The 21,328-nt window shown below is 60.6% G+C and carries 24 protein-coding genes; 22 read left to right on the forward strand and 2 right to left on the reverse strand.

Annotated features, from left to right (window positions below; translation table 11 throughout):
• Positions 1-17 precede the first annotated feature (17 nt).
• The 5 genes from AB3X95_RS29045 to AB3X95_RS29065 are packed head-to-tail and all read left to right on the forward strand — an operon-like array spanning position 18 to position 4,154.
• Positions 18-401: a mating pair formation protein gene (locus AB3X95_RS29045; RefSeq protein ID WP_368593599.1), complete on the forward strand. Its 384-nt coding sequence runs from the start codon at positions 18-20 to the stop codon at positions 399-401.
• Between the two features lie 9 nt (positions 402-410).
• Positions 411-695: a VirB3 family type IV secretion system protein gene (locus AB3X95_RS29050; protein WP_179741880.1), complete on the forward strand. Its 285-nt coding sequence runs from the start codon at positions 411-413 to the stop codon at positions 693-695.
• Positions 682-3,201 carry a hypothetical protein gene (locus AB3X95_RS29055; protein ID WP_368623226.1) on the forward strand — a complete coding sequence of 840 codons (2,520 nt, stop codon included), beginning with the start codon at positions 682-684 and terminating at the stop codon, positions 3,199-3,201. The genes AB3X95_RS29050 and AB3X95_RS29055 overlap by 14 nt, the downstream gene beginning before the upstream one ends.
• A gap of 21 nt (positions 3,202-3,222) precedes the next feature.
• On the forward strand, positions 3,223-3,507 hold the full coding sequence (locus AB3X95_RS29060; protein WP_368623227.1) for a hypothetical protein: 285 nt from the start codon (positions 3,223-3,225) through the stop codon (positions 3,505-3,507).
• A complete protein-coding gene (locus tag AB3X95_RS29065; protein ID WP_368623228.1) occupies positions 3,504-4,154 on the forward strand; it encodes a type IV secretion system protein in 651 nt (216 codons plus the stop codon). The genes AB3X95_RS29060 and AB3X95_RS29065 overlap by 4 nt, the downstream gene beginning before the upstream one ends.
• Here AB3X95_RS29065 and AB3X95_RS29070 read toward each other — a convergent pair.
• Positions 4,136-4,663 (reverse strand): hypothetical protein, encoded by a 528-nt coding sequence (locus AB3X95_RS29070; protein ID WP_368593602.1) that lies wholly within the window; start codon positions 4,661-4,663, stop codon positions 4,136-4,138. The genes AB3X95_RS29065 and AB3X95_RS29070 overlap by 19 nt on opposite strands.
• Here AB3X95_RS29070 and AB3X95_RS29075 point away from each other — a divergent pair.
• From AB3X95_RS29075 to AB3X95_RS29095, 5 genes are read left to right on the forward strand one after another with little or no spacing between them, the layout of a single operon-like run.
• A complete protein-coding gene (locus AB3X95_RS29075) occupies positions 4,662-5,753 on the forward strand; it encodes a type IV secretion system protein (RefSeq protein ID WP_368593603.1) in 1,092 nt (363 codons plus the stop codon). The two genes, AB3X95_RS29070 and AB3X95_RS29075, sit on opposite strands and share 2 nt — an antisense overlap.
• Entirely contained in the window at positions 5,747-6,454 is a 708-nt protein-coding gene (locus AB3X95_RS29080; RefSeq protein ID WP_368593604.1) for a type IV secretion system protein, read from the forward strand. The genes AB3X95_RS29075 and AB3X95_RS29080 overlap by 7 nt, the downstream gene beginning before the upstream one ends.
• Position 6,455: 1 nt before the next feature.
• Entirely contained in the window at positions 6,456-6,866 is a 411-nt protein-coding gene (locus tag AB3X95_RS29085; RefSeq protein ID WP_368623229.1) for a TrbG/VirB9 family P-type conjugative transfer protein, read from the forward strand.
• A 17-nt stretch (positions 6,867-6,883) separates the two neighbouring features.
• A complete protein-coding gene (locus AB3X95_RS29090; protein WP_368593605.1) occupies positions 6,884-7,660 on the forward strand; it encodes a TrbG/VirB9 family P-type conjugative transfer protein in 777 nt (258 codons plus the stop codon).
• The gene (locus AB3X95_RS29095; protein WP_368593606.1) at positions 7,657-8,910 is read left to right on the forward strand and encodes a TrbI/VirB10 family protein; all 1,254 of its coding nucleotides are present in this window, start codon (positions 7,657-7,659) and stop codon (positions 8,908-8,910) included. Before AB3X95_RS29090 ends, AB3X95_RS29095 begins: the two co-directional genes overlap by 4 nt.
• On the opposite strand, the gene AB3X95_RS29100 is transcribed toward AB3X95_RS29095, so the two are convergent.
• Complete coding sequence (locus AB3X95_RS29100; protein WP_368593607.1) at positions 8,880-9,197, reverse strand: hypothetical protein; 318 nt, start codon at positions 9,195-9,197, stop codon at positions 8,880-8,882. The two genes, AB3X95_RS29095 and AB3X95_RS29100, sit on opposite strands and share 31 nt — an antisense overlap.
• Between AB3X95_RS29100 and virB11 the strand changes: the two genes are divergently transcribed.
• The 12 genes from virB11 to AB3X95_RS29160 all read left to right on the forward strand — a co-directional run bounded on the left by virB11 (position 9,172) and on the right by AB3X95_RS29160 (position 21,053).
• Entirely contained in the window at positions 9,172-10,182 is a 1,011-nt protein-coding gene (gene virB11 / locus AB3X95_RS29105) for a P-type DNA transfer ATPase VirB11 (RefSeq protein WP_368593608.1), read from the forward strand. The genes AB3X95_RS29100 and virB11 overlap by 26 nt on opposite strands.
• Positions 10,169-10,939 (forward strand): lytic transglycosylase domain-containing protein, encoded by a 771-nt coding sequence (locus AB3X95_RS29110; protein ID WP_368593609.1) that lies wholly within the window; start codon positions 10,169-10,171, stop codon positions 10,937-10,939. Before virB11 ends, AB3X95_RS29110 begins: the two co-directional genes overlap by 14 nt.
• Complete coding sequence (locus AB3X95_RS29115) at positions 10,929-11,276, forward strand: hypothetical protein (protein WP_368593610.1); 348 nt, start codon at positions 10,929-10,931, stop codon at positions 11,274-11,276. The genes AB3X95_RS29110 and AB3X95_RS29115 overlap by 11 nt, the downstream gene beginning before the upstream one ends.
• Positions 11,267-11,920: a hypothetical protein gene (locus AB3X95_RS29120; RefSeq protein ID WP_368593611.1), complete on the forward strand. Its 654-nt coding sequence runs from the start codon at positions 11,267-11,269 to the stop codon at positions 11,918-11,920. Before AB3X95_RS29115 ends, AB3X95_RS29120 begins: the two co-directional genes overlap by 10 nt.
• A gap of 222 nt (positions 11,921-12,142) precedes the next feature.
• Positions 12,143-12,742: a phospholipase D family protein gene (locus tag AB3X95_RS29125; protein ID WP_368593612.1), complete on the forward strand. Its 600-nt coding sequence runs from the start codon at positions 12,143-12,145 to the stop codon at positions 12,740-12,742.
• An 11-nt stretch (positions 12,743-12,753) separates the two neighbouring features.
• Entirely contained in the window at positions 12,754-14,229 is a 1,476-nt protein-coding gene (locus tag AB3X95_RS29130; protein WP_368593613.1) for a hypothetical protein, read from the forward strand.
• A 2-nt stretch (positions 14,230-14,231) separates the two neighbouring features.
• Positions 14,232-15,887 (forward strand): type IV secretion system DNA-binding domain-containing protein, encoded by a 1,656-nt coding sequence (locus AB3X95_RS29135; RefSeq protein WP_368623230.1) that lies wholly within the window; start codon positions 14,232-14,234, stop codon positions 15,885-15,887.
• A 20-nt stretch (positions 15,888-15,907) separates the two neighbouring features.
• Positions 15,908-16,426 (forward strand): PH domain-containing protein, encoded by a 519-nt coding sequence (locus AB3X95_RS29140; RefSeq protein WP_368593615.1) that lies wholly within the window; start codon positions 15,908-15,910, stop codon positions 16,424-16,426.
• Complete coding sequence (locus tag AB3X95_RS29145; RefSeq protein ID WP_368593616.1) at positions 16,419-17,720, forward strand: DUF1173 domain-containing protein; 1,302 nt, start codon at positions 16,419-16,421, stop codon at positions 17,718-17,720. Before AB3X95_RS29140 ends, AB3X95_RS29145 begins: the two co-directional genes overlap by 8 nt.
• A 523-nt stretch (positions 17,721-18,243) precedes the next feature.
• On the forward strand, positions 18,244-18,972 hold the full coding sequence (locus tag AB3X95_RS29150; RefSeq protein WP_368593617.1) for a hypothetical protein: 729 nt from the start codon (positions 18,244-18,246) through the stop codon (positions 18,970-18,972).
• Between the two features lie 449 nt (positions 18,973-19,421).
• The gene (locus tag AB3X95_RS29155) at positions 19,422-19,991 is read left to right on the forward strand and encodes a TetR/AcrR family transcriptional regulator (protein ID WP_368593645.1); all 570 of its coding nucleotides are present in this window, start codon (positions 19,422-19,424) and stop codon (positions 19,989-19,991) included.
• Between the two features lie 51 nt (positions 19,992-20,042).
• Complete coding sequence (locus AB3X95_RS29160; protein WP_368593618.1) at positions 20,043-21,053, forward strand: alpha/beta hydrolase; 1,011 nt, start codon at positions 20,043-20,045, stop codon at positions 21,051-21,053.
• The last annotated feature ends 275 nt before the right edge of the window (positions 21,054-21,328 follow it).

Genomic DNA, 21,328 nt, shown 5'->3' on the forward strand with positions numbered 1-21,328 from the left:
CCCTGTGAGGACTAACTATGGCTACCGCCATTATAGGCGCGGTCACGCCCGCCCCTGCAATTCAGCACTTCTTGCTTAGCAAGCCACCCTCGCTGACTCGCTCGCAAACAAAGTCGGCGGTCACGCTAGCCCTGTTGTTCGTTGCTGCGCTGTTCCCCGAATACGCCTATGCGATGGATTACAGCACAGGCACTGGCTTGGTTCGCGACTTCGTTAGCTGGTTGTTCGTCGACGCGGGTCCCTATGTCTTCATGGCGATTCTCGGCATCTGTGTCCTCGGGGTGCCGAAGGGTTGGATTCCGATGAAGGGTGCCGTGATCGCGGTTATCTGCTCATTTGTATTCTTCGCGGTCCCTTCCATCGTCCGCTATGCGGCTTCGGTCGCTTCCTCGCAGATCTGAGGTGAGGTCATGCGTGAAGTACACGAAATCCCGAAAGGCATGGTGCAACCCTGGATGATATGGGGCTGCCTGGCTGAGCTGTTCCTCGGCTCGTTCGTATTGCCCGCGGTTGTCTTCATGTTCCTCAAATGGTGGCCGGTGATGCTCGCCGTGCCCTTTCTGGTCATCGGCTCCTATCTGATTACCGCGAAAGACATGTTCGCGTTCTCGGTCGCGTATCAGAGCTTTGGCGCGACGGCAAAGCCACGTAGCCTCAAATACTGGGGCGGAGCGAAGACCTATGCCCCTCGGTGACTTTCTTGATCGGCATTTCGGCGCGTCGCCATTCGTTCAGCGGAGCGAGTCAGACAAGGATGATGTGGCTGATCTGCACGCCTCGCGCGAACTCCCTTTTGGCCTGAACGCGTACTACAACGGCCATACGTTGCGCTCGCTCGACAGCGGACTTGTGCAGATTGTGCGTCTCCAGGGTCTCTACGCGGAAATGCTCGATGACACCGGCGTCGATGCGTACAAGCATCAGCGGAACACCGCGCTGGAGTCGATCGCTGACAGCAATGTGGGCATCTACGTGTACGAGATCCGGCGCAAGGCCAACCGGTGGCCAGCCGGCAAGTATTCGAACTGGTTTCCGAATTTCCTCAATGAAAAGCTGAAAGCGGGGTTTCAGACGCGGTCGTTGTATCAGCACGAAATCTATATTGCCATCGTGCGCTACCGGCACTACAGCGGGGTAGTGGGGCGGCTCGATCGCGTATTCAATGCGTTCAATCCATCCGGCGCCAGCGACAAGCTTGAAACGGAGTCGCGGCAGGCGCGTGACCTTGAAGAGAAGGTCAACTCGCTGATGAAATCGTTGACACACTACGCCCCTCGCCGGCTGGGGCGCGTCGAGACGGAAATCGGACCCTGTTGTGAGATCGCGCGTTTCCTCCGCTATCTGCTCACCCAGGAAGACGGCCCCGTGCTGGCTGACTCATACAACCTGGCCCAGGCGATCGCGAGTTCGTATCTGCATTTCGGGCGCAACCCGATCCTGGGGAAAGACGTTTTTGAGATCAACGGGCTCAACCATCGCCGCATCGGACAGGTGCTGGCCATGTCGCGCTGGCCCGATGGCGCTGTCGCCGGGATGGCAGACCGGTTTCAGCGGTTGCCCGCCGAATTGATCGTCACGCAGAAGTTTTTCCCGATCGACAAGCTTGACGCGAGCATGGCGACGTCGACCAGTGAGGCGCGACTGTCGCACGACCGGACGACTGCCGGTATGTCTGCGGAAATTACGGCACTGCGTATGCGACAGGCTGCCAACAAGGCGGTTCTTGGCACACACCACATGAGCGTCCTCGTTCATGTGCCGGTAGAAGGGCGCTCGCAGGAGGCGGCGCTGAAGGCGCTTGAAGCGCTGGATGATGCCGTGGGCAAGACGGGCGAGTGCTTCAAGAGCTGGGGCGTGAAACCGGTTGTTGAGACGACCGGAATGGAGCGCGCCGTTTGGTCGCAGATACCGGGTGCCAGAAAGCGGCACAACGGCCGGGTCGGCAAGGTGGAGACGATCCAGTTTGCCGCCTTTGCATCGCTGCACAGCTTTCCGCAAGGGCGTTTCGACGGAAACCTGTGGGGCGAATGCCTCATGGTCCTGCCGACTGAAGGTCAGACCGGCTACTACCTGAACTTTCATGAGGAACGCGCCGGGATGGTGCCCGGGCATGGCAATTTCGCGGCGAAAACGGGGGTGGGCAAGACGTTGTTTGTCGCGATGGTTACCAGTCAGGCCGATAAGGTGGAACCCCGGGTGCACTGGTTTGACCGTGAGAACGGCGCGACCGTGTTCATGCAGGCAATGAACGGTGCCGACATCGTACTCAGCCTGTCACGCTCCCTTGGCAACCCCTGCAAGATGCCCGACACGGAACGGAACCGCGCGATGCTGCGCGAGCTGCTGCAGATGATGGCGACGTGCTACGGCTACAGGCTTACGGTCGACGATATCGAACGCATTGCCACGGCGGTTAATGACAACTTCGATGATAGCAAGACTAAATTCGATGACCGGCGCCTGAGGAATCTGGCCTGGCGTTTCGGCGCGAAGAATTCGGACCTGTATCGGGCGATTGCCGTGTGGCATGGCGATGGCGCGAATGCTGCGGTTTTCGACAACGAACACGACACGCTTGATGTGACAACGCATCGTCACTACCGCTACGAAATGCGGGAGCTCATGAAAGACAAGGAGGGAAGGCCAGAGCTTCCCATCCTGCTCAACTACCTGACACACCGTATCGAGCAGTCGCTTGACGGGTCGCCCGCGATCATCGTGTGGGACGAAGCCCAGACGTACATTCGCAATCCGTTCTGGCAACAGAAGGTCGAGTTGTATCGCGAGACATTTCGTCGGCGCAACTGCGTGACGCTCTTCATTACGCCCGAGCCGAGCGCTCTCTATCGGCCAGTGGCGGCCGTCAGGAATCAGGCGGTGACGAGCTTCTATTTCGCGAATGACAAGGCAGATCGACGGGACTACGTCGATAACCTGGACTTTTCGCAGAGCGAGTTCGAATTCATCGAGCGCGCTGCGCCTACTGACTACAAGGTACTTATCAAGAAGGGCAGCGGAGTCAGCGTACGCGCCTCGTTTGATATGTCCGACATGCCTGAGCTCGTGGCCGTGCTGTCGTCGAATGACAAGTCGGTTGAGCTGATGAATCGTGTCCGCGCTGAGTTGGGCACAACGGACCCGAGCCGATGGGTTCCAGTGTTCATGAAACGTGCGCTATCTGAACGGACGCACAACCTTTGAGTTGAGTGGTGAGGCGAACCTGTGATCGGACAGATTGCAATTGGTGTACTCGGTGCGGCGAGCATTTTCCTGTCGCAGGACCGACGCGAACACTGGCGTAAGTGGGCCTGTATCTGTGGGCTTGCAGGGCAACCTTTCTGGTTCTGGATGGCGTGGGAATCGCAACAGTACGGCGTGCTCGCGCTTTGTTTTGTGTATGCGTGGTCGTGGTCGCGAGGCATCAGGCTGTACTGGATGGGCAAGCCAGGGAGCGCAGCGCGATTGACGGAATCGACCTTACAACCGGAAGTGGAGGCGCAGAAATGAAAGGACCATTCGTAGCGGCCATCGCAGTGATGGCCATATCGACGTCAGCGTTCGCAACGGGCGTTCCGGTTGGCGATGCCGGGACCTGGACAGCGCTGGCCGCGCAACTCGCTCAGCTCAAGCAGGAATACGACACGCTCAAGCAGCAATACGGCGCGGTAACCGGGTCGTACGGGCGGGGTGGGCAGGGGCTGACCGATGCAATTGACGCGTCGTCCATTGTGCCGGGCAGCTGGCAGGACGTTGTATCGCAGCAGAAGAGCGGCATCTACGGTAGCCGACAGGCGACGTATGAAAAGGTAATGAACACGATGTCACCCGATGACTTCGCGGACAAGGGCGAGGGCGCGAACTACAAAATGAGTACCGACTCGGTTCGCTCGGCACTGGCCGGCGGAGAGTCGCTGTACGACGAGGCACAAACGCACCTGCGTAACTTCCAGAACCTGTCGCAGCAGGTCGACACAACGCAGAACGTCAAGGATGCAGCCGATCTGCAGAACCGCATGTCGGCTGAACTGGGGATGGCCCAGTCCGCGCAGACGAAATTGCAGGCCATCAACGCGAATCTGACGGCGAACCAGCTCAACGGGAGTAACCAGGCCACCGCAGAACGCGAGAAGTTTTTTCAGAACGTATCGAAGTGAGGATCGACATGCGACGCATCGCTTTTTACCTTCTGATCGCCGGGGCCACGTGTCTCGCCGGTTGTGCGCATTCCGGCGCGATATCGAAATCGCCGTGCGCGTGCGATTTTCATCCGATCGGGCAGCAGGCGTAACGGGAGCGCCGTGGGCCTGCCGGTGCACGGGTGATTGAAACTGGAGACAGGCATATGTGGCAGACAGTCAAACTTGGTTGGTACTTTCTCGCGGCCGCCGTAGTCGTTGGATGCGGCCTTATGTTCGTTCGCCTTTACGTCGTTCAAACCAGTCACTCGGTTGGCAACGCTGGCGAACCGCCAGCACAGACCGCGCCGGCGTTCGAGCCGAAGACGGAAGCGTATTACCTCGCGCACCAGGGCGAAATGAAGCAGCGACTGGCTGAATGCAAGAACCAGGGTGTCGGAGTCGGAGCCGACACGCCGGAAGCAAGGGATTGCACGGCCGCCGCCGCGGCGCTTAACGATAGGTTCTTCGGCGCGAGCAAGTGACATGGCCGATCCGGTAGATCAATTCATCCAGACGCTGTTCGACAGCATCCCGTCGCGGACGGAAACGTTTCTTTCTACCAACTACCCGGTGCTGGGGCACGCAGTCACGCAACCCGCGTTGTACCTCGCGATGATCTGGGTAGCGGTGAAGGTGATCCGCGTTCATTCCGGGCGCGATCCAGCGGACGTGTGGCCTTTGGTGAGGATGCTGCTCACGATCATGTTCGTGTTTGCAGCATTGAACTGGGGCGGGCTGGCCGGACAGATCTTTCACTCATTCCAGGAGCTGCGCGACGACACCGTAAGTGCGCTGATGGGTGGGCAGTCAATGACGCAATATCTGGAGAACGACTACAACAAGTTTTCAGATGCATCGGGCCAGATGATGAAGCAGTCGATGCTCAACATTGGCATCGTTCTTCTCGGATTACTTTTGCAGATCGTCAATTCAGCAATGGTCCTGATCGCGCTGGTCTTGAAGGTTGGGTCCGACATGGGCTTTGCGGTCACGATGCTGTTGTTCCCGCTGTTCGTGCCGACGTTGATGTGGAATAGCACGCGTGGATTCGGCATGAGCTGGTTCGCGGCGATGGCGAAGTTCGCACTGGTCGGAATCCTGCTTGGTGTCATCGTGAAATTCAGCTTCGATATCACCGACCAGTTTGTCTCGAAGATGGATCCCAATGCGATGACGTCGAAGGATGCCTTCGCCGCAATCATTATCGCCGGCGCAATAGGGCTTTTCATGGCCTTTACCATTCGCCCCCTGGCGTCCGCCCTGACATCGAGCGGCGCCGCCGGCAGTGGCATGGCAGACATGATTGGTGGCTTCATGATGTCCCAGATCATGTCGAAGTTTTCCGGCGGTGGGCGAGGCGGTGCCGGCGCAAATCCGGGCGCAACGAATGCGCTGACCAGTATCAGCAATACTCAAACTGCTCACGGCAACCAGCTTGCCAGGATCGAGCGGGCGCTTTCCGCGGGTGGCACTACGAGCCCTTCAAGCATGTCGAGCCCATCGGGTGCCGGGCAACCGGGCGGCCCAGGCGGAACGGCGCCTTCAAGCGACGCATCTGATGGAGGTCAATGGTGAGCGCGATTCTTCAGAAATCATCCAGGGCACGGAATGCGTCTGCGCCTGACGCACCGCCAGCCGAATCCTATGAAGCGATTCGCCTATCCCGGAATCGTGCATATCTGCTTGCGTTGGTAGCGTGGCCGATCGCGGGCCTTGCGCTGGCTTCGATGGCCTACGACAAGGCTAATCAGGAGTATGTGCCACCCGTGGTGCTCACCCTTGACACGCACAACCACGTTGCAAAAAGCGAGATCGGCACACCTGCTGTGCTCAGTTCGAAAGATGCCGTGATCGAAAGCGAGCTTGCCCGTTACGTGACGGAACGCTACACGCTCGATCGCGCGTTTCGCCAGGACCATATTGATTACGTCAGGCTGCATTCTGCATCGAACGTGGCGGACAGCTTTAACCACGAGATGGACGCGAAGAACAAAGACAACCCGTACTACAGCATCGCCGAGACGACTGTGCGCCGGGTCAAGGACGTTCGCGTGCGGATTCTCGACCGGGACGATCATAAGGCCGAAGCAACGTTCGCGACCTACAACGACGGCAACGGCGACAACAAGACTGTGTACTGGCATGTGCTGTTTCGATACGACTTCGTGAAGCAGGCGTTGACGCCGCAGAACCGCTACATCAACGGTACGGGATTCATGGTGACCGGCTTCGAGCCGAACACAGAGCCGGGTGCGCCGGCCCCATCTGGAGGGTGAGATGCGAACAGTCAGGAGCGCCTTGACGGTAGTGGCAGTAGCAGTGGCGCTGTCGGCCGTGGCTCACGCAGTAACAGCTGCTGATCCTGTCCTGCGGGGTACGGAAGGCAATGTGCGGCGCCTGCCGTACATGCCTGATCAGATCTACGACCTGACGGTTGCTGACAGGACCTTGCTGGCGATTGACTTTCCGCGCGACGAACACATCAAGGCCATCGCGCAGAGCACGGCACCGGCTTTTCATGTTCAACGAACGGGCGACACGCTGCAGGTGACGGCCGACAGGCCGGGCGAGAAGATGGGGCTGAATGTCACGACGACGCGCGGCACTTACCACCTACAGATTGCGTCTGTTGACGATGCGCTGCAGGCCGCGCACATCGTGCATTTCGTGACGCCCTCGGCGTACTAACTAGGAGAGGGAACGACATGAAAACGAGTCGCCACGGCATGCTGGCATGGTCAGTGGGTATTGCGTGCGCCGTTATGGGTGTGAACGCACAAGCGGCCAAAAATCCGCGCTGTGTGATCACGGACAACCGGGTATGCCAGCTTCAGTTCGATCCGAATCAGGTCTACGAAATCACCGGTGTCTATGGTTATGCGACGACGATCGAGTTCGCGCCGGGGGAAAAGATCCTTAACAAGGCGATCGGCGATTCAATCGGCTGGCAGGTCCTGAAGTTTCGCAATCATCTTGTCCTCAAGCCGGTCGAGCCTGATGCAAGAACCAATCTGACGGTCACGACCAGCAACCACGTCTATTACTTCCGCCTGTCCAGTTCGAAGAATCCGGAACGCGCGACCTATGCGGTGCGCTTCCTGTATCCGGCTGACGGCAACGATGGATGGAGCGACGATTCGGGCGGCGTCTCTGACGCGTCGTATTCGCAACCCCGCATGGTCAACAGGAATTATCAGGTGTCGGGTGACGAAATTTCGTTCGGGCTGCAGCGCGTGTTTGACGACGGACAGTTCACTTACTTTCTAACCACGATCGGCAAGCCCAAACCGAGCATTTACGTAGTGGACCGCGACGGCACCGAGGCGCTTGCGCCCATGCGCAGGGAAGGGCCATATCTGGTGGTCGAACAGATGGCTGACCGCTTCACCCTGCGCGATGGCGATCGCACGTTGTGCGTGATCCGGTTGCAACAGGGTACGGCGACGCAGGCGCAGCGTTCACCCTGGGGAGGCGGAAATTGAATACGCCTGATAACCCGAATGATCTGCCTCGCGACAGCGGGCAGCCAGGGGGCGAGCCGGGCGATGCAGGCGACAGCCTGAATGAGCGCCGGCGCGCAGCTGATGCGCTGCGGCAGACGTCGCTCGCGGCCGATCCTGCCCGCGGCCGGCGTCAGACCTTTTTCACGGTCGCCGGCGCGATTCTGTTCTTGTTGTGTGCCGGTGGTTTCTACGCGATGAAGCATGACGCGCCGGCGCCATCGAGTAGTTCCGACAAGCCGAAGATCGACGAAGACACGACGAAGGCCGCGCCGCTCGACGCTGGCCGGCAGAAACTTCCGGCGTCGATGGCGGCAGTTGCGTCGGCACCAGCGGCAAGCTCGGGCGTTGATCCGGACGAAGTGCGACGGGCTGCGGAGCGTCAACGTCAAGCGGCCGCAGCAGCTGAGCAGGCACGCAGAAAAGCCGAGGCAATGCACGAGGCGAGGATGAAGTCGGGTCTGTTTGGTTCAGACACGGGGGGCGATGGTTCGGACGATGCAGGCGCCGCTTCCGCTGATGCTCAGCAGGGTGAGGCAGGCCTCGGCCGTCGTTCTGGCGGCGACGGCCCGAATGATCCGAATTCGGCCTTCGCGCGTAGTGTTGCGAACGCCGACGATTCGACGTTCAAGGCGCAAAAGATCGACAACCTGCAATGCAAGATGGAGCCGGGGGCCATCCTTGAGGGCCACTTGCTGCCACGCATTATCTCCGATCTGCCTGGCTCAATCACGATCATGCTGGATCGGGATGCTTATGGGGAGAAGGGCCGGATTCCGCTGCTGCCATGGGGCACACGCATTACAGGCAAACCGAATTCGTCTGTGCGCAAGGGGCAGGAGCGAACCTTCATTGCAAGCGCCGTCGCCTTGCGTCCGGATGGCGTAAAGATCCCTGTCGACTCACCGGTTGCCGATCAGCTCGGATCGGCGGGCATCGACGCTGACGTTGATAACCACGTTGGCCAGATCCTCGGCATGAGCGCGGCCCTGGCAATCCTTGGCGCGGGCGCATCGAATTACGGGGTGTCGTCCTCGGACCGCAATAACTCATCTGCGATGTACCGCGAGAACGTCCAGTCGTCGATGGCTCAGTCTTCGCAGCAGCTGCTGGGCAGCTACGTCAACATCCCGCCGACGCTCAAAAACGACCAGGGCACGCGCGTGCGCATTCAGGTCGAGCACGAACTGGACTTCTCCGACTACTGCAAGCCGGATGGCGAGGGGGATTGATGACAACGAATATCTCGCGCGTTCAACGCGAAGTCGCGGCAGGCGAACTGCGTCGCCAGCTGGACGACGCGGTCGCCGACGCGTTGCAGGCACAGATATTCAGGGACTTCGCCCGGGATGACGGACGGCACCTGATGCTTGTGCAGGCAAAGCTTAAGGCCGTTGCCCGCCAGTGTTTCGATGCGCAGGTGTGCCTCGATCGGCCAGCCGTGCAACAGGCCGGTGCGGTGGCCCGCGCTGAACGCATCCGGGGGCACTGACATGTCGATCGTGCCGGCATTCTTCAACCGGACCGAGTCCATCCGGCCGCTCTTTGATGACGCTGATGTCTCGGAGATCGCGGTGAATGGTCCGGGTGTCGTATGGGCCGGCCGGAAGGGCATGCGTTTCATGGAGCGGGTGGATACGCCAGTATTGACCGAAAGCACGTTGCGGGACTTTGCCGAGCTGGTGGCGCATCACTCCGACCAGGAGACGGATGCGAAGCGCCCGCTTCTCGCGGCCTCGATCCCCTCGGAACTGACGGGGCCGGGGAATCGCGATTTCCGTATTCAGGTTGTCCAACCCCCAGCGGTGCCGCCCGGCACGATCGCGATTGCGATCCGCAAACCGTCAACGCTTGATCTGACGATGCAGTACTACGAGGAAAGCGGTGCCTTCAGGCGAGTCAATGAACCATTGCCCGATGCGGAAGACACGGGCAGGAAGCTGGCGATGCTATACCGCGACGGCAACTGGCCAGCCTTCCTGCGGCTCGCCGTCAAGGCGAAAAAGAACATCGTTGTGAGTGCACCGACTTTTGCGGGTAAGACGGAGTTCATCAACATGCTCCTGAAAGAGATCTCGCCGGATGAGCGGATCGTGACGATTGAAGACGCGCGCGAGCTGCGGCCGCCGCAGGCCAATACGGTGAACCTGCTGTATTCGCGGGGTAATCAGGGCACGGCGAATGTGACGCCAGTTGAACTGATGGAAGCGTCGTTGCGCCTGTCGCCTGATCGCGTGATTCCGGGCGAACTGCGTGGCGCTGAAGCATACGTCGCGCTCGAAATGCTCAATTCCGGGCACGGCGGCTGGATGACGACGCTGCACGCAACCAGCCCCGAACACATGTTCGAACGCCTAGCGCAGATGGTCATGCGCTTCGGCTCGACCTTGCAGCGTGCCGAGATTATCGACTATGCCCGCAGTCTCATCGATGTCGTGGTGCAGATGCATCGCTATGACGATGGGGTGCGGGGAATCGGCAAGGTGCTCTATGTCTCCCATTAAATCGCTCGTCGTGCTTCTGGCGCTGGGTGTGATGCTGCTGTCCGCTCAAGCGTCACAAGAGGATATGCAGGTCGCTTCCCCACCGGTGGCAGCGTCCTTTGATTCGCTGGCTCAGGAGTGTGCCCCTGATGTTCATCACGTGCTGTTGGGGCGCGTGGCGACGGTCGAGAGCAGCGGCAATCCGTTTGCGATCGGCGTCGTCGGTGGCCATCTTGCGCGACAGCCAAAGAACCTTCCGGAAGCGCTGGCCACCGTCAAGGCGCTCGAGGCCGGCGGCTGGAATTACAGCATGGGACTGGTGCAGGTCAACGTACACAATCTGGCCCGTTACGGACAGACCACAGAGAGCATTTTCGAGCCCTGCACGAACCTCAAGACCGGTGCCGCGATTCTTAAAGCGTGCTACGCCCGTGCGAAACCGCAATTTGCGCAGGCTGATGACGCGGTACGTGCGGCGCTCTCCTGCTATTACAGCGGCGATCTGACGCGGGGTGCCGCATACGCGCAAAAGGTGGCGGCTGCCGTCCCGGCGTCCGGTGTGCAGGGGGCGCAGCCGATCGAGGTTGTTCCGGACGTTCGTCCTGCAGGTGGACCCACACGACGCGCGGTGGCACGGCCGGAGCGCGCCGCAAAGTCTGCGGCCAAAGACGACTGGTTCACGACCTATGGGGACAACGACGAAGACGGTCAGGTCAATGGCCACGATAGCGATTCGCGCAAGGCAGTAAAGGCGTCTGGAGCCGTCGATGACCAGTAACCAATTTCGCATGCTTGCTGCCGCCCTGGTGCTGGACGTCTATGCCGTCACGGCGGGCGTGGCGGCGTCGCAATGGTGGCATCACCAGCCTGGGGCCGGAGCGCAGTTCGCGGCGCTCATGTTCCCTATGTCCTTTTATCTGGTAGCCCGGCTGGTGCGGGAGAGCGGCGGCTGGATCGTGCTGCCGCCCGTGCTTGCCTTGATGTGGCTGGGTGCGGAGGCTGCGTCACCGTTCTGTCTGTTGGGTCTGGCCGTGCGCAATACGTGGAGTGCCTGGCGATACATGAGGGGCAGACGCAGGGCGCTTACTTTGGAAGGGGGTGGGGTATGGCGATGAAAAACGGAATCAGGCTGATGCTGGTCATGTCGGTGCTCGCTGCTGGCGGTCACGCCGGTATGGCCCGTGCCGATGACGACTACGGATGCCGCATTGTGATCTGTCTGGGCAACCCCTCATCGAATGGCGGGCCGTGGGCGCCGTCTACCTGCGGGCCGGCGATGGATCATTTGATGGACGATCTCCGCCACGGGCGCGGCTGGCCGCAATGTAAAGACTCCGACATGACGGTCCGCCAGAACAACACGCCTTACGATCCGTGCCCTGCTGGAACGACAGCTGCGGTGGCCGGCGCCTGGGTGGCCGAAGGACAACGCAAGGCCGGAGCCCGTCCGTACAGCGGCATGAGTGGTTTCGCACTGGTCGGAACGCCGAGGCCTTCCGTGGCGGATCTCAATAGCGGTTACGCGTATTACGGGCCGCAGGCCTGTGTGGGCAGCCCGGTCGGTGCGTATCAGGTGTATGGCGATCCCTCTGGCGATGCGTTAGCTGTGAGCTCGCGAAACGGGCGGGACGGTGGCGGATACGACGGCGATCCAGTCACCGTCACTGTGTATGACCACGTCGTCTGGCAACAGCCGCAATCGCCGAAAGCGGTCGACGTGTACGAGGCGGGCCAGTTTCAGACACGAATTCATTACTAACAGGGTGGCGGGGATGACTTACGCGGCAGCGAATGGTTGGACACGGGTTGGTCCGTATGAACTGGTTCATCCGACCGGATGGCGAATTGCTAGCTGCATTATTCAGGGTAAGCCCAGACACATTCTCTGGCACGGTGGCGAGACCCAAGGAAATTTTTCTAGTGTTGACGTCGCCGTCGCGAAGCACGTCGAGTTATCGGGTCAGGGTCGGTGAGGGCGAGGATGAGCAGGCTCTATCGTCCTCTCAGATCTGCAGCCGTCACGTCGGTCCTGGCGGTTCTTGCCTTCCCCCTTCTGACCTACCCGAGCAGTGTTCAAGCGGCATGCGTAGCCCCTGACGGTCCCGCAATCGATACGGGCTTTTCGCCGGAAGGTTCTGCCGAGCGGCTGGTTCTCAAAGCCATCTGTACGGCCCGGCATTCAGTGCACTTGTCGGCGTACAGCTTTACGTCGCCGGCGATCGTGCAGGCGCTGATCGACGCGCATCGGCGCGGCGTTGACGTGGCGGTGGTTGCCGATCGGAAGAGCAACCTGGTCGAGGATCGCAGCGGCAAAGGCCGGATCGCGCTCGATCTTCTGTCGGGTGCGGGCGTCGGTGTCCGGACGATCGACGTGTATCCGATCCATCACGACAAATTCATGGTGATCGACGGTGAATCGGTCGAGACGGGCAGCTTCAATTACACGACGTCGGCGGCCAGGTACAACAGCGAAAACGCTGTGGTGATGTGGCATGTGCCGGTCGTCGCGCAGGCGTATCAGCAGCACTGGCAAAGCCGGTTTAACCAAGGGCGCCCCTGGTCCGGGCAGGCGTCGAACTGACGGAGGTTTTTATGTTTGAAGACACCGTATTGCGGTTTAGTGACAAGGAGCGTCAGCAACAGCTTGCGGAGCAGGAACAGGCGCTCGCGCAGCGTCGCGCGAGTCTCGAGGCCCGCCAGAAGAATCTCGCATACCGGCAGGACTGGCTTAAAAGGGAGCCTCACGCAGTCGCGCAGGCAGTCGAGCGCGAGGACCAGCAGCGCCGTGAAGACAAGCAGCTCGCGACCGATGCCAAGGCGCTCAAGACACGCTTCGGCCTGAAAGAGGGTGAACTGATCGACACGGCCGCGATGCGGGGTGCGCTTGAGCAGGCGTTAGCAGAAAAAGAAGTCGAGCAGGCACAGCGGGCCGAGCAGATTACCGATCGGGCGTCGCTTCTGTCGGGTCTGAACAAGCTGGCGTTGATCGACGCGAAGAAGACCGCCGAGATCCTGCACGCGAACAAGGATCTGAATGTGCAGCGTGAGTGGAGTCGGCAGGAAGTAGCCGACATGTTCGCGAAAGCGCAGGCGCGGGTCGACGACAAGGGCGCCACGCACACCTACCCCAAGACGCTCGATGGCTGGGCGAAATCGCTGGAAGCCCGCAATCGTGAGCTGGAGCTTGCCGAGATCAAGCTCGATGCACAGGAGCAGGCATTACGGGCGCAGGTGCGCCGTGCGATCGAGGGGCCGGAGAAGACCGCGGCGCAGCCCGTTGCGGAGCAGGCCGCGCAGAAGACCGCAGACCGCACGGTCGAAGTAGCGGCGGGCAAGGCTGTGGCAGCGGGCGCGAAAGAGAGCGTCAGTATTGATACGTCGCTGGAGACCTTGAAAGATCCGGCTAAATTTGCGGCGACTGTCGATACGGTCGCGAAGACCTCGGGGGTCAGTGCGGAACAGGCCAAAGCCACACTTGAAATGCTGCGCGAAATGAGGGAAGCCAACGCGGGCAGGGCGCCTGCAGCAGGGACACCTGACAAGGCCGCGATCGAAGCTGCGCGCAATGCGTTCTTCTCGCGCGGCAGCGGGAAGAGCATGGGGCCGGTCGAGAAGGTAGCAGAGAAGGCCGCGGAGAAACCGGCCACGCAAAAGTCCAATGTTATCGAAATGGAAAACGGCAAGCGAACGCCGTCAGCTGCGGCAGTTGAGAACAGCGGCCAGACACCGGAGGCAAAGAAATCCGTCGACGGGGTTGCGCGTTTCAAGAAACTTGGTCGTAACAAAACGAAGGATGCTGCCGACCGGGGCGCTCCAGATGCCGGCAAGTCGGCTGATGCGGGCAAGACACAGCAGGTGGAAGGTGCCAGCGTCGTGCGAGCAGAGGCCGGACCACGAAAGAAATTTGCGGAGCTGAATGCGCATGAAAAGCTTGAGCGTCGAGCCGAGTTCTTCGGGAACCTGCGCGAGTCGGCCGGCTTTACGCGCGATGGCAAGCAGGCAGTCTCGGAGCGGGCCAGGGAGGCCGTCAGGCCGGGAAAGCAACGTGAAGGGCACGGGATCGGCTAAACATGCAAAAGCACGAAATCGTGATGATGCAGTGGGCGGGCGCGGCGCTCGCGCTCGTTCTTGGCCTTTGCGTGTCCTTCACTTTGGCAGGGTATCCGCCGCTGCCGTTTCCTGCGGGGATCATTCACGGCTTCATGGCGGCCGTGCATGATCCCTTGCTTTTCTGGGGCGCGGTGCCGGGTGCGGCGCTTGCCGTGGGTGCGGCATGGGCATGCCACGAATACCTGTTCAATGGCTTCGAAGGCTACCGGTATGCCAGGTTTATCCGTGGCACGAAGATGGAAAACCGGCACCAGCTGAGCCGCCGCATCGCGCGCCATAACAATCAGTACCGCAAACAGGCCGTGAAGCACGGCGATGCGCCGCGCGCGCCAGTCGCCGTTTGTGGCGTCGAGATGCCGACGGACCTCGAAACGCAGAACCTGATAGTCGTGGGCGCGCCAGGCTCCGGCAAGAGTCAGGCGATAAATGGATTGATCGCATCGGCACTGCGCCGCGATGACCGCATGGTGGTGGTCGATCCTAATGGGTCGCTCATGGCGCGCTTCTATTTGCCAGGCGACATCGTGATCAACCCGTACGACGCCCGGTGCGTCGGCTGGTCGCTGTTCAACGAGGTCGATCACGGATTCGACTTCGAACGCCTCGCACATTCGGCGATTCCACCGCAGAACGGCGATCAGGCCGAAGAGTGGGCAGGCTATGCACGCGCGCTACTCGCGGACACGATGAACAAGCTCGCCGGCGACGACATGCGTGACATGGTGACGCTTACTGATTTGCTGGTGCGCGAGCAGCGCCCAGTGTTGCAAAAGTACCTTGAAGATACGGATTCGGTGGGCTTCTTCGCGAAGGATGCGGATAGGGCGACGGCCAGCATCATCTTTACTGTGAACAAGTACATCCGGCCGCTGCGTCGCATTCCTGATGGCGATTTCTCGATCCGGCGCTGGATGGGCGACGAGAACGGAGGGAACATCTGGATTACGTGGCGGGAAGATCAGCGTACGGCTCTGGGCCCGACGATCCCCGTCTGGCTCGACCTGATCTACGCGATGATTCTGAGTGAGGCGCCGACGTTCGACCGGCGGCTGTGGGTGTTCAAGAACGAACTGGCATCCCTTGGGCGCCTCTACAGTTTCGAGGCTGCGGTATCGAAGGGGCGCAAGCATGGCTTGTGTGTCGTGGGGGATCTGCAGGATCTGATTCAGTTGCATCAGCAATTGGGAGATCTACCTGCGAAAGCAACACTCTCGTGTTTTCGCAGTCTGCTTGCGTTGGGAGGGGCCAACGCACTGACAACCAAAAATGTGGCGGAGATGATCGGCTGGCACGAAGTGGAGCGCCACCCGATCGGCGTGCAGGGCCAGTGGCGTATCAACACACGTGAGCGCAAGCGCGATCCGGAGCTCGTCGTCACGTCGTCGCAACTCTCGAATCTGCCCGACCTGAACGGTTATCTGAAATACGGCAAGGACTGGCCGCTCGCGAAAATCAGGTTCGGTGCGCGCGACTATCCGGTGCGCGTGCCTGCCTACATCGAGGCGCCGCTGCGCGAAGCTCAGCTGTCGGCCGCGGTCTCCGCACCGGTCAATCCAGCGCCTGCGCCGGAGGATGGCGGCACTGCAGCAATCATTAGCGGCGCCACTAAATTATGACCGGGCGCACGACCAACCTCATGTCGGCATCTGCCCAGCCAACCGTGATTTTTCACGGCGCGCCGTCGCACGTTATCAACATGCCGGACCTGTTTGGCACCAGCGTCGCGATCGGTGGGCTGGCCGTCGTCTTTTCATGGGTGGTGCCGAGGTGGCCGGTATCTCCCGCCGTAGTTATCGCCTTTTTTCTGCTTTGCCTGGCGCGGCTCGCGCTTGTATTCGTCGAAACGGCGCCCACGGAAATCGTGAACGACATGGAGCGGATTACCTGCCGACAGGGAATTCTGACCAGGAAGGTTTCGAGCCTCGAGCTGTTCCGCATTCAGGATGTGATCTCGCTTCATCCGTGGTGGCAGCGCGTGTTTAACGTGGGGACGGTCGTCATCCTGACGAGCGATTCGAGCAACCCTCGGTGCTGTCTGCCGGGCATGGTCAACGCGGAACAGATGCGTAACGCGCTCAATCGCGCTGCGCGACTACAAAGGTATTCGGGAAGTGAATATGGGGCGGGTCTGACACGTGGAGAGCATCATGCATGAGTATCGATTTGACGATGTAATCGTCGCGGCTAATGCCGATGACCTGCAGACGTACCTGGCCGACGCGCACGGCGAGAAGATTCGGCCTCTGTGCATGTGTACGCCGGTAGGTGTCCCGATGTATGTCGCAAAAGTCGGCGAACACCATGTGATCAAGCGTATGCCGAACACGGGAGGCGCACATGCGCCGGACTGTGTGTCATACGAACCGCCAGCGGAACTGTCCGGGCTGGGCGAGGTGAAAGGTGAGGCTATTCAGGAGAACATCGAGGATGGCATCACCACACTCAAGCTCGATTTCAGCCTCTCGAAAGCCGGGGGTAGGGCAGCTCCAGCTCCATCAGGCGCCGCGGCCGATACGGTACGTACAGACGGTGCAAAACTGACGCTGCGCGGCACCTTGCACTACCTGTGGGAAGAAGCTGGCCTGAATCGCTGGTATCCGGCGATGGAGGGCAAGCGCAGCTGGTACGTCGTGCGCAAATTTCTTCTGCAGGCCGCAGCCGGCAAGGTGTCAAAGGGGGAGCCGCTGGGGCGGTTACTGTATGTGCCCGAGTCGTTCTCGTTGGAACACGCGGCAAGCGTTACGCAGCGTCGCATCGCGCACATGGCCGAGTTGGCAACCAGCAAGAAAGCCCACAAGCTGATGATCGCGATCGGAGAAGTGAAGGAGATTGCGGAGTCGCGCTATGGCTTCAAGATCGTCGTCAAACACCTTCCAGACTTTCCATTCATGCTGAGCGAGGATCTGCATCGGCGGCTCCAGAAGCGGTTTGCGAATGAACTGGCACTGTGGGACAGCATTGAGGATTCGCACCTCGTGTTCATTGCAACGTTCGGCCTGAACCCGACCGGGATCGCCTCGATCGAGACGCTGGCCGTCATGGTCGTGTCTTCCAGATGGATTCCATTCGAGCATGCTTACGACAAGCTGATGCTCGATGCGCTCACGGCGCACAAGCGCCGCTTCGTAAAGGGCCTTCGATACAACCTGGCCGCGAACAAGCCGCTCGCGTGCGCGGTGCTTGCCGACGTGTTGCCGAAGCCGGTTGCGCTGTATGTGCAGCCGCCGGGTGTTGAACAGGAAGACGAGGATGCGCTGTCGAGCTTGATCGAGGAAAGCGACATGCCGTCGTGGATCTGGCGTGCGGGTGAGGAGATGCCAGAGTTGCCAGCACCGACGTTGGCCCGTGCGGCAAAACCATCGACGCGCGCCGGCAATACGTTGGACGAAGTCAATGCAGCTGCGGCGGTTGCTTCCGCATCATCAGCGGCGCAGGAGTCTGCATGGTGAGGTGAGGGCTACTGAGCCGGCTTACCGTTTTTGTCGCAAACAAAAGTCATGAGCCGCTTCGGTCGGAAGATTTCTATTTCTGTTCAGCAGGACTGCGTAGCACACGACAAAACCGAACCTGCAAAAGAAAAACCCCCGCCTGGCAGCGAGGGTAGTTCTTGATGACAGCCAGCACAGAAGTGCCAGAGACATCGAATTCAGCGAATTGAAATCGATTTTAGCAACTCTTCGCTCTGTGTCAAGCGTCGTCCGTGGGCGTCCGATCGCAAAAAATGGGTGACCGCATGAATCGACGACTTGTCAACCGGGCCAGACAGCCCGTACCCGCTCCATCCGCAATATCTCCGCGGCCCTGGCAGACAGGGCCATGCAGGCGAAAGCCGTTTCTTCCTTCGTGTTCGTGATGCCACGTTAATCCCGCACTTGCTCCGGTATGTCCGGTCGGTTGCACGCACGTCGCGTCGCGGCACTCCCGCCTGGGTTGCCGAACCCGCCCCGAACCGGGGTGGGCGGACACCCGCGCGTGCTGACCGAACTGATGCACCGCCTCGGGCGCTATCTCGATGCGCCCGACGAGTGGTTGCCGAGCCTGAACCGCGCGAACGGTTCGACACGCCAGCAACGCACTGAACGCAGCGTCGCGTGCGTGCAGTTGCTGCGCGCGAGCCTCAAATACCTCGATCTGTTGACCATGCGCGTGGGTGTTCCGTCGACGGACAACGGCATGCAGAATCTGACGCTGCCGTTTCTTGCCGGGCAGGCTGGACTTGATCAGCGGCGCGCGGAGCGTGCAATGCGCGACCTTCAGAAGGCAGGGCTGACGTCGGTGCGTCCTCGCTGCCAGCGCAGCGAGGACGGTGACTACAGAGGACTAGCTGCGATCAGGTTCGTGCCGCCGGCGCTCTTCGGTGCCTTTGGGCTCGCGAAATGGCTGCGGCACGAGCGTAGCAAAGCGGCGTTGCGTCAGCAGAGGCGGGCGGCCGCCGACTCGAAGCAACACTGGCGCGATACACGCGACGCGCGCGAGCACGCCCGTGGCCAACTCTGGTTGACCGGCATAAAAAACGGTGTAACAGACCGTGCCTGTCGCTCACGGCCCCGATCGTCCGGTGGCATGGGCGTCGACGCCGAATTCGAGTTCGAGCGCCAGGTCCAGATCCGCGCCGGCCAGCTCAAGGAGGTTGATCCTTCGCTGGACCACGAGGCCTGTTTCCGGCTCGCTCGTCAGCAGCTCGCGCCTCCACCCAGCTAGTCTCTACCATGTTCCAAACTCACCAGAGCCATCGCGTATCGCGAGGCAGTGGCTCGCCCAACTACTGCGATTCGTGGCGGCCCCGCGCCATCCAGGCCGTGACCGGCGGATTCGTGCATGCTCAGCGTCGACTGCAAGGCAAATTTCAGCTCGGTCCGCGGCGTTATCCACAGAGGCTGCAATGGACAATCGAATAAGTGTCGGGAAGCTCAAGATCTAACTGTCGGTTCTTTATCACAGTCTCTTTTCACTACCCATGGCATGATGGCTGATGAGGCAGCGCTCGGCCAGACCACGCCGGCTGTTCGATGTCGGATCGGGTTCGGCCATCAGCTGCCCTTGGCGACTGTCGACTCCCCGGCAACTGACTGACAACCCTGTCGGCAATCGGTCGGTTGACGAATGTGCTCCGTTCCATATAATGAGCGTTCACTCACTCATTGTTCTTCATGGCCCGCCCTCTCAGTGCAGACAAGCGCCAAGCGATCCTCGAGGCGGCCACCCGGCTGATCGCAGCGGAGGGACTGTCCGCCTCCACAGCTCGCATCGCGAGGGCAGCCGGCGTCGCCGAGGGGACCATCTTCATCTACTTTGAGAACAAGGATGAACTGGCCAACCAGCTGTATCTGGACCTCAAAGGCCAGCTGCGACTGGCTTATTCGGACCTGCCGGGCTCGAAGGATCTGCGCGAAAGTCTTTGGCAGTTTTGGTCCGCCTACGTGAGCTGGGGGCTGGCGCATCCAGCGCAGCGCCAGGCGATGACGAAGCTCCAAGTCTCCGACCGAATCAGCCCCGCAACGCGGGAGTCGGTCGCGGAAAGCTTCCAGGTCGTCAGCGGCCTGTTGATGAAGGCCAGGTCGCAGGGGGCGCTGCGCAAGCAGCCGTCGGCATTCGTCGGCGCGCTGATGGTTGCGATGGCCGAGGCCACTATCGATTCGATCGCCGCGGAGCCCAAGCTCGCCAAGACCGCTTGCGCCGACGGCTTCTCGGCATTCTGGCGCGCCATCGCGACGGGCTGATTTCTAACGAGCGCCCCGCCGTCCTTCGGCCCAACTCAAGAAGGAACGAAGATGAATGAACCAACCCGACGCGATTTTCTCGCGGTCGTGGCCCTAGGCGGCGCCGGACTTGTCGCGGGCTGCGCGTCGCTGGCCGGACGGAATCCACACAACTTGGAAGGAAGCATGATGATGCGTAAAGTGAGTTTCAAGCGAGATGGCTTGACGCTGGCGGGAAACCTGTTCGAGCCCGAGAACTTCAACAACGAGAGCGGCCGTTACCCGGCGGTCGTCGTGACGGGCTCTCTCAGTTCGGTTAAAGAGCAGATGGCGGGCGCTTACGGGCGCAAGCTCGCGGAGAACGGGTTCGTGGCGCTTGTGATCGATTACAGTCACTATGGCGAAAGCGAAGGGCAGCCTCGGCAATTGGAGTCTCCCGCCGCCAAATTGAGCGATCTGAAAGCCGCCGTCTCGTATCTAACTGCCTTGCCTTATACGAAGGCTGTCGGGATGGTCGGAGTGTGCACATCAGGCGGAAACGGCGCCTACCTCGTCGCTGACGATGCGCGCGTCAAGGCGTTTGCGACCGTCGCTGCATTCCTGCCAGACCCCGAGTTAAACGAACGTCTTGTCGGCACGGCGGAAATTGACCGGCGTCGCGCGGCGGGAGCGGAGGCGAAGCTGAGATTCGAGCAGAGCGGAGAGCAGGTGATGGTGCCGACCTACAGCGTGGATGATCCGAGCGCCCTGAATTACAACCCGAAGGGAAACTACGACTACTACTTCAACAAGGCGCGCGGCGGCGTTCCAGAGTGGAAGAACGAGTTCGCCGTGATGTCGCACGGGCCCTGGTTGGATTTCGATCCGGTGAGCAAGGCGCCGGCCATCAACGTTCCGACGATCATGGTTCACTCCGACGGATGCGCCTTCCCTGAGCAGGCCAAGAAGTTCTACTCGCTTCTGGGGGCAGTGAAGGAATTGGCGTGGGGGGACGGCACCCATTTCGATTATTACGATCAACCGGCGCAGATCGACTATGCGGTAAAGAACGTCGCCGCCTTCCTCCACAAACATCTGTCGTAGGGATGTTCTATGACACGGGTGAGGCTACCGACGAGATCAAGCCTCCGAGCGACTGATCGCCGGCGTCAAAGTGCGACGGCTGGATGCTCACGCTCAATCGACCAAACGGTCGTCTGCCTATGTGTTCCTCCTGCGGAGCCCCCTTCGGGTGGCTCCGCACGGGTCCGACTGACCGCTTTGAGGCGACGAGTTCAGGATCACGGATGTCGCTGAAGGGTCGGTCAGCGACGTTCGAAACGCACCCCTGAACGCTCGGCGTACGAAAAGGCCCGAAT

This window comes from Paraburkholderia sp. BR13444, assembly GCF_040948755.1.
Classification (GTDB): Bacteria; Pseudomonadota; Gammaproteobacteria; order Burkholderiales; family Burkholderiaceae; genus Paraburkholderia; species Paraburkholderia youngii.

What these genes read in the sequence shown, in the direction of transcription:
- virB11 (WP_368593608.1), top strand. Translation starts at nt 9,172, where the DNA reads ATGTCGATCGTGCCGGCATTCTTCAACCGGACCGAGTCCATCCGGCCG.
- AB3X95_RS29155 (WP_368593645.1), top strand. Translation starts at nt 19,422, where the DNA reads ATGGCCCGCCCTCTCAGTGCAGACAAGCGCCAAGCGATCCTCGAGGCG.
- AB3X95_RS29145 (WP_368593616.1), top strand. Translation starts at nt 16,419, where the DNA reads ATGCATGAGTATCGATTTGACGATGTAATCGTCGCGGCTAATGCCGAT.
- AB3X95_RS29135 (WP_368623230.1), top strand. Translation starts at nt 14,232, where the DNA reads ATGCAAAAGCACGAAATCGTGATGATGCAGTGGGCGGGCGCGGCGCTC.
- AB3X95_RS29120 (WP_368593611.1), top strand. Translation starts at nt 11,267, where the DNA reads ATGGCGATGAAAAACGGAATCAGGCTGATGCTGGTCATGTCGGTGCTC.
- AB3X95_RS29080 (WP_368593604.1), top strand. Translation starts at nt 5,747, where the DNA reads ATGGTGAGCGCGATTCTTCAGAAATCATCCAGGGCACGGAATGCGTCT.
- AB3X95_RS29160 (WP_368593618.1), top strand. Translation starts at nt 20,043, where the DNA reads ATGAATGAACCAACCCGACGCGATTTTCTCGCGGTCGTGGCCCTAGGC.
- AB3X95_RS29090 (WP_368593605.1), top strand. Translation starts at nt 6,884, where the DNA reads ATGAAAACGAGTCGCCACGGCATGCTGGCATGGTCAGTGGGTATTGCG.
- AB3X95_RS29045 (WP_368593599.1), top strand. Translation starts at nt 18, where the DNA reads ATGGCTACCGCCATTATAGGCGCGGTCACGCCCGCCCCTGCAATTCAG.
- AB3X95_RS29055 (WP_368623226.1), top strand. Translation starts at nt 682, where the DNA reads ATGCCCCTCGGTGACTTTCTTGATCGGCATTTCGGCGCGTCGCCATTC.
- AB3X95_RS29140 (WP_368593615.1), top strand. Translation starts at nt 15,908, where the DNA reads ATGTCGGCATCTGCCCAGCCAACCGTGATTTTTCACGGCGCGCCGTCG.
- AB3X95_RS29075 (WP_368593603.1), top strand. Translation starts at nt 4,662, where the DNA reads ATGGCCGATCCGGTAGATCAATTCATCCAGACGCTGTTCGACAGCATC.
- AB3X95_RS29125 (WP_368593612.1), top strand. Translation starts at nt 12,143, where the DNA reads ATGAGCAGGCTCTATCGTCCTCTCAGATCTGCAGCCGTCACGTCGGTC.
- AB3X95_RS29115 (WP_368593610.1), top strand. Translation starts at nt 10,929, where the DNA reads ATGACCAGTAACCAATTTCGCATGCTTGCTGCCGCCCTGGTGCTGGAC.
- AB3X95_RS29070 (WP_368593602.1), bottom strand. Translation starts at nt 4,663, where the DNA reads ATGTCACTTGCTCGCGCCGAAGAACCTATCGTTAAGCGCCGCGGCGGC.
- AB3X95_RS29085 (WP_368623229.1), top strand. Translation starts at nt 6,456, where the DNA reads ATGCGAACAGTCAGGAGCGCCTTGACGGTAGTGGCAGTAGCAGTGGCG.
- AB3X95_RS29050 (WP_179741880.1), top strand. Translation starts at nt 411, where the DNA reads ATGCGTGAAGTACACGAAATCCCGAAAGGCATGGTGCAACCCTGGATG.
- AB3X95_RS29110 (WP_368593609.1), top strand. Translation starts at nt 10,169, where the DNA reads ATGTCTCCCATTAAATCGCTCGTCGTGCTTCTGGCGCTGGGTGTGATG.
- AB3X95_RS29065 (WP_368623228.1), top strand. Translation starts at nt 3,504, where the DNA reads ATGAAAGGACCATTCGTAGCGGCCATCGCAGTGATGGCCATATCGACG.
- AB3X95_RS29130 (WP_368593613.1), top strand. Translation starts at nt 12,754, where the DNA reads ATGTTTGAAGACACCGTATTGCGGTTTAGTGACAAGGAGCGTCAGCAA.